This window comes from Deinococcus betulae (genome assembly GCF_020166395.1).
Classification (GTDB): Bacteria; Deinococcota; Deinococci; order Deinococcales; family Deinococcaceae; genus Deinococcus; species Deinococcus betulae.
Genome location: NZ_JAIQXU010000044.1, coordinates 15,855 through 26,702 on the forward strand (window position 1 = coordinate 15,855; position 10,848 = coordinate 26,702).

At 67.2% G+C, this 10,848-nt stretch carries 14 protein-coding genes and 1 tRNA gene; 8 read left to right on the forward strand and 7 right to left on the reverse strand.

All coding sequences use genetic code 11. The annotated features are described in order from the left end of the window. Positions 1-69 precede the first annotated feature (69 nt). Both ribF and K7W42_RS21325 read right to left on the reverse strand, forming a co-directional pair. Positions 70-966: a riboflavin biosynthesis protein RibF gene (gene ribF, locus K7W42_RS21320; RefSeq protein ID WP_224577255.1), complete on the reverse strand. Its 897-nt coding sequence runs from the start codon at positions 964-966 to the stop codon at positions 70-72. Further along, entirely contained in the window at positions 963-1,469 is a 507-nt protein-coding gene (locus K7W42_RS21325) for an NUDIX domain-containing protein (RefSeq protein ID WP_157459885.1), read from the reverse strand. The genes ribF and K7W42_RS21325 overlap by 4 nt, the downstream gene beginning before the upstream one ends. Positions 1,470-1,526: 57 nt before the next feature. Here K7W42_RS21325 and dgt point away from each other — a divergent pair, with 57 nt between their 5' ends. From dgt to K7W42_RS21340, 3 genes are all read left to right on the forward strand, one after another. Then, positions 1,527-2,654: a dGTP triphosphohydrolase gene (gene dgt, locus K7W42_RS21330; RefSeq protein WP_224577256.1), complete on the forward strand. Its 1,128-nt coding sequence runs from the start codon at positions 1,527-1,529 to the stop codon at positions 2,652-2,654. 90 nt (positions 2,655-2,744) lie between these two features. Then, positions 2,745-2,821, forward strand: a tRNA-Ile gene (locus K7W42_RS21335). Positions 2,822-2,941: 120 nt separating this feature from the next. Continuing rightward, a complete protein-coding gene (locus K7W42_RS21340) occupies positions 2,942-3,955 on the forward strand; it encodes a threonine aldolase family protein (RefSeq protein ID WP_224577257.1) in 1,014 nt (337 codons plus the stop codon). Between the two features lie 40 nt (positions 3,956-3,995). Here the strand turns inward: K7W42_RS21340 and K7W42_RS21345 are convergent, their stop codons facing one another. The 4 genes from K7W42_RS21345 to K7W42_RS21360 all read right to left on the reverse strand — a co-directional run bounded on the left by K7W42_RS21345 (position 3,996) and on the right by K7W42_RS21360 (position 7,018). Then, a complete protein-coding gene (locus K7W42_RS21345; protein WP_224577259.1) occupies positions 3,996-4,406 on the reverse strand; it encodes a hypothetical protein in 411 nt (136 codons plus the stop codon). An 82-nt stretch (positions 4,407-4,488) separates the two neighbouring features. Beyond that, positions 4,489-5,235 carry a chlorite dismutase family protein gene (locus K7W42_RS21350; protein ID WP_224577267.1) on the reverse strand — a complete coding sequence of 249 codons (747 nt, stop codon included), beginning with the start codon at positions 5,233-5,235 and terminating at the stop codon, positions 4,489-4,491. Between the two features lie 104 nt (positions 5,236-5,339). Further along, positions 5,340-6,383, reverse strand: a complete 1,044-nt coding sequence (locus K7W42_RS21355) for an aldo/keto reductase (protein ID WP_224577260.1) — start codon at positions 6,381-6,383, stop codon at positions 5,340-5,342. 50 nt (positions 6,384-6,433) lie between these two features. Beyond that, a complete protein-coding gene (locus K7W42_RS21360) occupies positions 6,434-7,018 on the reverse strand; it encodes a hypothetical protein (protein ID WP_224577261.1) in 585 nt (194 codons plus the stop codon). A gap of 24 nt (positions 7,019-7,042) precedes the next feature. Between K7W42_RS21360 and K7W42_RS21365 the strand changes: the two genes are divergently transcribed. Both K7W42_RS21365 and K7W42_RS21370 read left to right on the forward strand, forming a co-directional pair. Beyond that, the gene (locus K7W42_RS21365; RefSeq protein WP_224577262.1) at positions 7,043-7,408 is read left to right on the forward strand and encodes a VOC family protein; all 366 of its coding nucleotides are present in this window, start codon (positions 7,043-7,045) and stop codon (positions 7,406-7,408) included. A 184-nt stretch (positions 7,409-7,592) separates the two neighbouring features. Then, positions 7,593-8,165: an RBBP9/YdeN family alpha/beta hydrolase gene (locus K7W42_RS21370; RefSeq protein WP_224577263.1), complete on the forward strand. Its 573-nt coding sequence runs from the start codon at positions 7,593-7,595 to the stop codon at positions 8,163-8,165. Positions 8,166-8,217: 52 nt separating this feature from the next. On the opposite strand, the gene trxA is transcribed toward K7W42_RS21370, so the two are convergent. Further along, on the reverse strand, positions 8,218-8,586 hold the full coding sequence (gene trxA, locus K7W42_RS21375) for a thioredoxin (protein WP_224577268.1): 369 nt from the start codon (positions 8,584-8,586) through the stop codon (positions 8,218-8,220). A 111-nt stretch (positions 8,587-8,697) separates the two neighbouring features. Here trxA and K7W42_RS21380 point away from each other — a divergent pair, with 111 nt between their 5' ends. The 3 genes from K7W42_RS21380 to plsX form a co-directional block, all read left to right on the forward strand. Continuing rightward, on the forward strand, positions 8,698-9,072 hold the full coding sequence (locus K7W42_RS21380; protein WP_224577264.1) for a DUF309 domain-containing protein: 375 nt from the start codon (positions 8,698-8,700) through the stop codon (positions 9,070-9,072). A gap of 164 nt (positions 9,073-9,236) precedes the next feature. Further along, positions 9,237-9,818 carry a LabA-like NYN domain-containing protein gene (locus K7W42_RS21385; protein WP_224577265.1) on the forward strand — a complete coding sequence of 194 codons (582 nt, stop codon included), beginning with the start codon at positions 9,237-9,239 and terminating at the stop codon, positions 9,816-9,818. Next, the coding region (gene plsX, locus K7W42_RS21390; protein ID WP_224577266.1) for a phosphate acyltransferase PlsX at positions 9,808-10,848 on the forward strand (1,041 nt) is incomplete at its 3' end. The genes K7W42_RS21385 and plsX, both read left to right, overlap by 11 nt.

The window sequence follows — 10,848 nt, forward strand, 5'->3', positions numbered from 1 at the left end:
CTTCTCTACAGGTGTACTCGGCCGGCTGGCCGTGACGGCCGCGCTTGTCTCAGGCTGTGCCTGTTCGCTTCAGCGCACATCCTTGAGGGCTTCGCGGGCGGCCTCGGCGTCTCTGGCAATCTGGGCCTTGAGTTCGTCCAGACCGGCAAACTTCTGCTCGCCGCGCAGCCTCGTGAAGAACTTGACCTGCAGTTCCTCGCCGTACAGGTTGCCCCCGAAATCGAACAGATGCACCTCAAAGCGCCGGGTGCGGCCCTCCACGGTGGGCCGGAAGCCCACGTTGGCCACGCCGTGCCAGCGGCCGTGGTCGCCCTGCACCACCACGGCAAACACGCCCAGCGGCAGCGCCTTGCCGTCGGGCACCTGAAGGTTTGCGGTGGGCCAGCCCAGGGTGCGGCCCAGGCGGTCCCCCTGCACCACCACCCCCTGCGCGTCGTAGTGGCGGCCCAGCAGGCGGCGGGCGCCGTCCACATCGCCGGCGCGCAGGTATTCGCGCACCCGCGTGCTTTTGATGTCCTCGCCGCCCAGGCCGTGAATGGGCACCACCACGACCTCGGGGGCCACGGTTTTCAGGTCCTCTACGCCGCCCGCCCGGCCCCGGCCAAAGTGAAAGTCCTCGCCCACCACAATCGCCTGCGGGCGCAGGGTGCGCAGGTCATCTAAAAAGGCGTCTTTGGGCCGCGCGGCAAATTCGGGGGTAAAGGCCGCCGCAATCGTCTCGTCTACCCCGTAGCGCGCCAGCAGATCGAGCTTCTCGGGGAGGGTGGACAGAAACTCGACGCCCTGCGTCAGCACGCGCGTGGGCGGGTCAAAGGTGTACACCACGCTGGGGACGCGGTGTTCGCGCGCCTTGGCCTTGAGCTGGGCAATCAGGGCCTGGTGCCCCAGGTGCATCCCGTCAAACGAGCCGATGGCGACGGCGGTGGCCGTGTTCGGTCGCTGGGCCGGGGAAACGTAGGTTTTCACGCGCGCTCCGCCAGGCGCTGCAGGGCAAACAGCGCCGCCGTGACGGTGGACGCGCTGCCAGCCACCGAGCCGTCCCGCAGGCCGGCCAGCACCTGCGCGGGCGGCTGCCACACCACCTCCAGACCTTCCTCGTCCTCGTCGTGGGGCAGTTTGCTGGGGCGCAGGTTGGTGGCTTCAAAGACGTGCAGCGCCTCGTCGCAGAAGCCGGGGCTGCTGTAAAAGTGCGTCAGCAGGGTCATGTCGCCGTCCAGCCCGGCCTCCTCCTGAAGTTCCCGCCGGGCGGCTGCTTCGGGGGTTTCGCCGCCGTCTATCAGGCCGGCCGGCGCCTCCAGGGTGACCCGGCCCACCGCCCGGCGCTGCTGGCGCACCAGCAGCATCTCTCCGTGCTCGTTCAGGGCCAGCACCGCCACGGCGTCGTCGTGGCGCACCACCTCCCACTTGCCGTCCAGCACCTCCAGCCGCACGATATGGCCGTCGTAGATCACCCGCGTGTCGCTGCTCATCTTGCGGCAACTGTAATGCACGGCCCGCCGGACCGGGCAGCGCCCTACACTGCGGGCATGGTCACCCGAGCGGAGCTGGAGGCGCGCGAGGCCGCTGCGCTGGCCCCCTACGCCACCCTTAGCCGCACCGCCACGCGCGAACACCCCGAGCGTGAAAGCGAGACCCGCACCGCCTTTCAGAAAGACCGTGACCGGGTGCTGCACACCACGGCCTTCCGCCGCCTGGAGGCCAAGACGCAGGTGTTTCTTTCGGCGGCGGGCGACCACTACCGCACCCGCCTGACCCATACGTTAGAGGTCAGTCAGGTGGCCCGCAGCGTGGCCCTGACGCTGGGCCTCAACGAGACCCTGGCCGAGACCATCGCTCTGACGCACGATCTGGGGCATCCTCCCTTTGGGCATGCGGGCGAGCGCGTCCTCAATACTCTGATGGCCGGGCAGGGCGGCTTTAACCACAACACTCAGGCCCGGCGCATTGTCACCGAACTGGAGCGGCCCAAGGGCGAATACGCCGGTCTGAACCTGACCCATGACACCCTGGACGGCCTGAACAAGCACGACCGCGCGGGCCTGAGCTGCCCCAGCCTGGAGGCGCAACTGGTGGACGCCGCCGACGCCCTGGCCTACACCGCGCATGACCTGGATGACGGCCTGCGCAGCGGCCTGCTGACCCACGCGGGCTTGCGCGAGCTGCCGCTGTGGCACGACCTGACGGCGGGCGCGGGGATAGAGGGCGATACCCTGACCGAGCAGGGGCGCCGGACCCTGCACCGCCGCCTGCTGGGGACCCTCATCCGTGACCTGACCCAGGCCAGCCACGCGGCCATTGTGGCCAGTGGCGTGGACAGCCCAGGGGCCGTGCGCGCGCATGCCACGCCGCTTATCACCTACAGTCCCCAGATGCGCGGGTGCCTGCGCGAAACAGGCGCTTACCTGCGCGAGAATCTGTACCGCCACTGGCGCGTGGAGATGCAGGTGGAGCAGGCCACCCGCACCCTGACCACCCTGTTTGAAGCCCTGATGGGCCGCCCCAGCATGCTGCCCCCCAGCTTCCGCGCCCGTGCAGAGCAGGGCCTGCCGCGCGCCGTCTGCGACTACCTGGCGGGCATGACCGACCGCTACGCGCTGGACGTTCACGCCAACCTGACCCCGCCGGTCGGCACGCCGGGGCTGTGGCTGCGCTAAAGAGGCGGGGGCGCAGGCGTTGACAGCCCCCGGCGGCCCTGGTACATTTATGCCCGCCTGCCCGGTAAGGGTGAGCGAACAACAAGGTGCGCGGGTGTAGCTCAGCTGGTTAGAGCGCACGCCTGATAAGCGTGAGGTCCCCAGTTCAAGTCTGGGCATCCGCACCAAAGAGCCCCGCCACGCGCGGGGTTTTTCGTTGCCTCTCTTCCTCTGACGGTTCAATTCTTGAGCCTTGCCGGCTGGACGACACTTACCCTCCTGGAGCTTCTGCGCGTAGCATCCAGCGCATGACCTTGCCCGTTTTGGCTGACCTGCGCTCGGATACTGTCACTACGCCTACGCCCGCTATGCGCGAGGCGATGGCCCAGGCCCCGGTGGGCGACGATGTCTACGGTGAAGACCCTACGGTGAATGCTCTACAGGCCGAGGTCGCGCGCTTGACTGGGCACGAGGCCGGTCTCTTTATGCCGTCGGGCACCATGACCAATCAGGTGGCTATCGCCCTGCACACCCGCCGGGGCGAGGAAGTCATCTGCGCCGAAGGCTCGCACATCTATGAGTGGGAACTGGGCATGATGGCCACCTTCAGCGGCGTGGTGCCGCGCTTTGTGCCCGCGCCGCTGGGGGTGCCGGCGCCAGAGGATGTGCGCGCGGCCGTGCGGCGTAGTGTTCACCAGTCACCCAGTGGCGTGATCGTGCTGGAAAACACCCACAACAAGGCCGGGGGCACCATCATCCCGCCAGAGGTGGTGCATCAGATTCGCGCAGTGGCCACCGAAGAGGGGTTGCCTTTCCATCTGGACGGCGCGCGCGTCTACAACGCAGCGGTGGCTTTGGGCGTAGAGCTGCACGAGATTACGGGCATGTTCGACACCGTCAGCGTGTGCCTCAGCAAAGGTTTGGGCGCCCCGGTGGGCAGCGTGCTGACCGGCTCGGCCGCCGCCATGAAACAGGCGCACCGCTATCGCAAGATGATGGGCGGCGGCATGCGGCAGGCGGGGGTGCTGGCCGCCGCCGCACTGGTGGCCCTGCGCGAAGGCCCGGCCCGGCTGGCCGAGGACCACCGCCGCGCCCGCGTGCTGGCCGAAGCCCTGGTGAATGCCGGATTTGAGGTGAACCTGGCAGCCGTGCAGACGAACATCGTGTACGCCACCGTGCCGGACGCGGCGGGCCGTGCAGCCGCCTGGGCCGAACGCGGTGTGCTGGCTAACGCCCTGGGGCCAGAGTCCGTGCGCTTCGTGTTGCACCACCAGATTGACGATGAAGCCCTGGACCGCGCGCTTGAGGTGCTGACGGCCTAGGCGGGCATTCGGGCCAAGGTAGAGGTCCCCGGAGGCCTCCTCATGGAGCAGGCTCCTCGTCCGACCAGATGAGGACCCAGGCTTGCGGGACGCCGAGGTTTTCGAGCGCTCCAAGGCGGTGGTTGCCGTCACGAACTGACAGAACGGTCCCGCGCCGCTGCACCATCAGGGGCGCGAGCCGGGCGCCTGCCTGAACGGCCTGGGCCAGTGCGGTCACCCGCGCCGACCACCGCTCGGCAGGCTCGGGATATTCCATCTCGGGTTCGAGTCCACAGGCCCGCTGAAGAGTCTGAGGAGGCACCCGCTGCGGCGCCTCCCAGCGGCGCGGGGCCAGTTGCAGACCATCGGCCAGCGCCACATTGCCGCCGGGCTGCCGCAGCCAAGTGTCCACCCACGCGCCGACCTCGTGCGGCTGAAGACGGGGCACCTCGAAGACTTCATGGGGCGGCATGGCGGGGACCAGTGTGGCGTCCAGGGTCAGAAAAAGTCCACCCCAGGCGTTGCCTCAGGATGGACCATTGCGCAAACTGGCGTCAGCCCAGGTCGGCCAGCACTTCGCCTAAGTCCTTTTTCACGCAGGTAAACATCGGCGTGTCTTGCAAGGTATACATGCTCGCTTCGGTGTAGCGCAGGCGGTGAACGAGGTCCACGAATTCCTGCGGGTGGTCGGAGTCAAAGCTCACCACGAATTCCTGGTCGTCAATGCCGTAGGAATAGCTGGTGTTGATCCGCACGCCCTTGAAGGGGCCGCTGGCGAAAATATGCTCGTCCATCATGCCCTGGCGGCTGTGCGGCGTCAGGTCGTACCAGGCGCGCGTCTTGACAAACGGGTAGATAAACAGGAATTTGCCCTGCCCCGGCAGAATTTCCAGGCCGTGTCCACTGCCTTCGACGCGGTTGACGTATTGGCTGCGCTTGTTCATGGACACGAAGTTGTAGGGCTGGGTCAGGTAGCCCATCAGGCGGGTGCGGTTGAGGCGGCCCTGGGCTTCCTGAAACTCGCGCACGTCAAAGGCGATGCGCCACAGCATGAAGTCCACGTCGCCGCGCACCCCCACCAGCGAGTAGGGGCGCTGAATCAGGCCCTTCTCGGCGGGGGCGTCTTCTACCCAGCCCTGGGCGGCGGCCAGAAACTCGGCCCGGATCTCTTCGCGCTCGCTCTGGGGCAGGCGGCGGAAGGCGGGGTCCAGCTTGAAAAAGGCGTAGTTCAGAAACTGCCGCTGGGCGCGGTCCGGTTCTCTCTGGGTTACCTGACCGCTGGGGTCCAGGTCCACCATCATTTTCGGGCGACCACCGGGGGCGCCAGCCGGACGCCCACCCGCTGCGGGCGGTGCCCCCTCGGGGCGCTGGCCTTCTGACCGCTCGCCGTTCACAGGGTCCCCACTCACTGGGCCACCACCTGACCGCGCAGGTCGTGGGTCAGGCCAAAGTTGGCGCGGTACAGGGACTGAATAGCGTCAAATTCCTCATCGGTCAGGGGCGCGGCGTCGAAGGTGGAGGCGTACTCGCGTAGGCCGTCCGAGGAGTATATGTTGGGCAGTGCGCTCGCCATCGCCGGGGAACGCAGCGCAAATTGCAGCGCCAACTGGCCGATGGTGCGGCCTTTACCTTCAATTACAGCGTCCTGAAGCTGCTCGACTTTCTTCAGGCCGTCTTCCATCCAGGCTTTGCGGCGGGCATTGGTGGTCATGCGCCAGTTGCGGTGGTCGCCAGGCTCAAACTCGGTGTCCAGGCTCATGTAGCCTTCCAGCAGGCCCGAAGCGTGCGGCACGCGGGCTATCATGCCCACGCCGACTTCCTCGGCCACCGGCAGAATCTGTCCCCCCAGCAGCTGCTCCAGCAGGTTGTAAATAATCTGGGTGGGTGCGCGGCGGTCCCGCACGCTGGCAATCCCTTCTTCAATCTGGCGCTCGTTCAGGGCCGGGCCTAGGGCGGTGCCGTAAGCCCGGATCAGCCCTTCGGCTTTGGCTTTATCCAGCTCGGCCCACAGATCGTCTGCCAGCGCCGTTCCGGGTGCAATGGCGTCCATACGGGGGTTATGCAGCTGATAATAGTCAATGCGGTCGGTGCCCAGGCGCTTGAGGCTGCCTTCCAGGGCGCGGCGCAGATGCTGGGGGGACCAGTCGTGCGGGCGCTCCTGCTGGCCGGCCCGTTCCGGGTGGTTGTAGATGTCGTAACCGAACTTCGTGCCAATCACGATCTGGTCGCGCACATCAGCCAGGGCTTCGCGCTGCAACTCTTCGGCGCGGCCCGAGGCGTAGGTGTCGGCGTTGTCAAAAAAGGTCACGCCCAGGTCGAAGGCTTCTCGCAGCAGCGCCTTGCCCATGCCTTCGTCCTTGACGCCCCACCAAGTCGTGCCCACGGTCCACACCCCGAACCCCACCGCACTGACGGTCAGGTCGGTGCCCAGCAACTTGCGGTATTCCATGCGCGCACTATCTCACTGCCTGGCGGGGATGGTTGCCCCCGAACGACCGGTCAGGCAGGGGTAGGGACAGGGAAGAGGAGGTGGGTGGTCGGCAGGGCAACGGTGAGGAGCGGGCGACCTGTTTCGAGAGCTGGGTGCAGGGCTGCCCCTTGAATCACGCGGAGCCGGGCAGGTCGCACACGCCCGGTCATGTCCACCTGGGTCAGCCACCAGCCGGCCTGACCGTCCAGGCGCAGCTGGGCCAGCGTGCGCCAGGGGGCCGGCACGAGGCCAGTGGAGACCGGCAGCGCCAGCCCGAACTGCTGAAAGGCCAGGTGGGTCAGTAGCTTTCCATCCTCCCAGACGCGCACCTGGCCGTGGTTCTGGCTGCCCTGCCACTCGAAACGCGCCAGCGTCTTGGGAATGCCCCAGTTGGCCCGGCCCCAGGTCACGCTCTGCGGCGTACCAACGGCAATGCGCGTCACCTGCGGGCGCGGTCCAGCGGGGCTGGGGGCGCCCAGCGTCACCCACATCACCTCGTCGTAGGGCCCCACTGGCGAGGCCGCGTAGCGCAGCAGCAGGAGGGCGCCGGGGTCTGGGCGGCCATAGACGGTCACCAGGGCCTGACCACGCAGCCGCCAGGGTGGGGGAGACATGCGCCCACCGTATAGCCTGGGGCGATGCTCAAGCACGTTTCGTTTCTGACCCGCGACCTGGCGGCCACGCTGGCGTTTTATGTTCACCTGGGCGGCACCGTGGAGAAGCAGTTGACCACGCCCGAGGGCTACGGCCGCGCGGTGGTGCGTCTGGGTGAGGGCCGCCTCCAATTCTTTGAGGTGACAGGGGAGGGGCCAGCGCCGCATCCTCACTGGGCTGAGCACATTGCTCTGCATGTCGTCGGCCTCAATGAACTGCTGTCTGGGCTGCGGGCGCAGGGCGTCACTGTCACCCGCGACCTACAATCCAGCCCCAGTGGCCGTGACATGGCTTTCGTGCTGGACCCGGACGGGCGGCAGGTGGAATTGCTGGAAGCGTCCGGGGAGTAGTAAAGGCTGGTCTGACAGCGGTCTCCAGGACAAGTGAAGCTCTTGGCCCTCCGCTGTTTTGGAGCGACTGCTGAAGAGAACGGCCTCCGTGGTCTTGGGGGGCAGCCCCTGATCGCCAGGGGAAAACGGGACGCCGCCGTCAGATCTTCCTCTCCATTGTCCCCTCACCCCTTACCATCACCCTATGACCCCAACCCTTGTGATCGTGCCCGGCCTGGGCGACAGCGGCCCAGAGCACTGGCAGACCCTGTGGCAGCACAAGTTCGGCGCGGCGCGCGTGCGCCAGGACGACCCGGAGCAGCCCACCCCGGCCACGTGGTCGGCCCGCTTGCAGGAGGTCATTGACGCCACGCCCGGCGACCTCATTCTGGTGGGGCACTCGTGCGGGGTACTGAATATCGTGCACTGGGCGGCGCTGACGGGCGGTCACGAACGGGTCAAGGGGGCGCTTTTGGTCGGCCCCACCGACGCCGACTTCACGCCCACCTATCAGGCCTATCCGGGGGTGGCCGGGATGGCCCCCGTGCCCATGACTGCCCTGCCGTTTCCAGCACTGGTGATTGCCAGCGAGAATGACCCTTACGCCAGCGCCGAGCGCGCCCAGGCCTTTGCGGAGGCCTGGGGCGCCGAATACGTCTCGGCGGGCGAGGCGGGGCATATCAATGTCGCCAGCGGCCACGGCGACTGGCCTGACGGCGAGGTGCTGCTCGGTGAGGCCCTGCACGCCTGGACTCCGCCGGACGTTGTGAGGCTCTAAGACCAGCAAAAGGGCCGCCAGAGCTGTGGCGGCCCGATTCTTTGAGGTGACTTCAGACGCTGGCGGTTGCGGCGCTGTGCTTGTCCAGCAGGGCTTCAAAGGCGCGCTTGGGCTGGGCGCCCACGACCCCTTCGACGGGCTGGCCATCCTTGAAGAGAATCAGGGTGGGAATGCTCATGACGCGGTACTGGCCCTGGGTCACGGGGTTTTCATCCACGTTGAGTTTGCCGATCTTCACGCGGCCCTCGTACTGGCTGGCCAGTTCCTCAATCACCGGCGCGATAATTCGGCAGGGGCCGCACCAGGGGGCCCAGAAGTCCACCAGGGTCAGGCCCTGGCCGATTTCGTCGTTAAAGGTGCTGTCGGTCAGTTCGACTGGCTTCATGGCCCGATGATACGCCCGCCGGGGCCGCTGTGGGATAGGGCGCGCATGGAGAAAAGGCTCACCACTTGTTTAATCGTAGTGACTTGGAGTGCAATGTCTGGGCATGCGGAGCGGCCTGCCTGGAGGCGGGGGCGCTAGCCTGAAGGCATGGCCGAGTCCGTGCGTGACCCTGAAGCCCTGCAGCGGGGCGCGGCGCTGTTTGCGCGGGGCGAATGGTGGGAAGCCCACGAAGCCTGGGAAGGGCCCTGGCAGGCGGCGGCGGGCCAGGAGCGCGACTTTTATCAGGCGCTGATTCTGCTGGCCGCCGCGCTTCATAAACGCTGGTATCACGGCAGCCACAGCCACCGCAACTTTGTCAAGGCCGAGCGGTATCTGGACGCCTTGCCGCCCAGCTACGCAGGGGTAGACCTCGCGCGGCTGCGGGCCGAGGTCTGGACCGCGCTGCATGAAGAGGGGCAGTACCCGGTGGTCATGAATGGAGGAGAGGCCCCAGCCACTGAGCCGGACCTGGAAGGGCACTAAAGACAGGGGATAAGGCACACCCAAAGCGGCGCAACAGAACCGGCAGAGGCGGGAAGGGGATGTCCGACCTCCCTTTGAAATCAGGACCGTTCCGTCTTCAGGTATCCTGACGCCCGAACGTCGCCTGCCCGCCGGGGCGCGGCGGTTACACAGGAGAACATCAGATGGAACGAATTGCACTTTTTATTGACGGCGCAAATGTCTACGCAGCGGCCAAGCGACTGGGCTGGAACTTTGACCACCGCAAGATTCTGGACTACTTCGCGGCGCAGGGCGCGCTGCACAACGCCTTTTACTACACGGCGGTCCCGGTCCCCATGGACGACAAGCAAAAGCGCTTTACCGACGCCCTGACCTACATGGGCTACACGGTGCGTACCCGCCCGCTGCGCGAGGCCACCGACGAGAGTGGCGCCACCTACCGCCGCGCCAGCCTGGACATCGAAATTGTCACCGACCTGCTCAGCACCAGTGACCGCTTCGATACGGCGGTGCTGCTGACCGGCGACGGCGACTTTGAGCGCCCGGTGGAAGTTCTGCGTGCGCGGGGCAAGCGCGTGGTGGTGGCCAGCATTGCCGAGATGACCAGCTACGAGCTGCGCAACGCGGCGGACCAGTACGTTGACTTCAAGGACATCCGTGAGCACGTCGAGCGGCCCGGCTACCGCCTCCCCAGCGAGCAGCGAGGTGCCGACCCCCGGCCCTTTTACGCCTCGGCGGCTCTAAGCGACAGCGATGACCGCTGATCTAGCGGCGGGCAAGCTGCCAGTCGCCCTGGACGCGATGGGCGGCGACCACGGAGCCGCGCCCAACGTGGACGGTGCAGTGCAGGCGGCCCGCGCCGGCGTGAGTGTGCTGCTGGTGGGTCACCGGGTCGCCCTGCACGCCGAACTGGGCAAACACGCGGGCAGTGCGGGCCTGCCTATCGAGGTCGTGGACGCCCCCGACGTGATTGGCATGGACGAACATGCCAGCGACGTGCGGCGGCGCACCGGGGCCAGCATCAGCGTGGCCACGCGGCTGGTCAAGGAAGGTCGGGCGTGCGCCGTGGTCAGCATGGGCCACAGCGGCGCCACGATGGCGTCTGCCCTGCTGACGCTGGGGCGGGTGCGCGGCGTGGAGCGGCCCGCCATCCTGACCCATCTGCCGGCGCGCGGCGGCTTTACCACCCTGTTGGATGTGGGCGCCAACGCCGACGTAAAGGCCAGCTACTACGCCCAGTGGGCGCAGCTGGCGACCGTGTACCTGCGGGTCGTGGAAGACCGTGAGGCCCCCAGCGTGGGCCTGCTGTCTATTGGCGAGGAAGACCACAAGGGCAGCGCGCTGGTGTTAGAAGCCCACGGGTTGCTGCGGGCGCTCCACGGCCAGGGTATTCACTTCCACGGCAACGTGGAAGGCCGCGACATCTTCCTGAACACCACCGACATCGTAGTGACCGACGGTTTTACCGGCAACGTGGTCCTGAAACTGGCCGAGGGAGAAGCGAAAGTGCTGTTTGGCTGGGTGCGTGAGGCCCTGACGAGCAGCCTGAAAAGCAAGCTGGGCGCCCTGCTGGTGCGTGGCTCGCTGCGCGGCCTGGCCGAGCGGATGGATCCCAGCACCTACGGCGCCAGCCTGCTGATCGGCGTGCGGGGCCTGGCGTTCATTGGCCACGGCAGTGCCGACGCCCGCGCGGTCAAGAACGCCCTGCTGCGTGCCCAGCGCGCCCACGAGGCCAACCTGATTCCGCGTCTGGAAGCGGCCTTCGCCGAGCAGGCACAGGGGACAGCCCCAGCT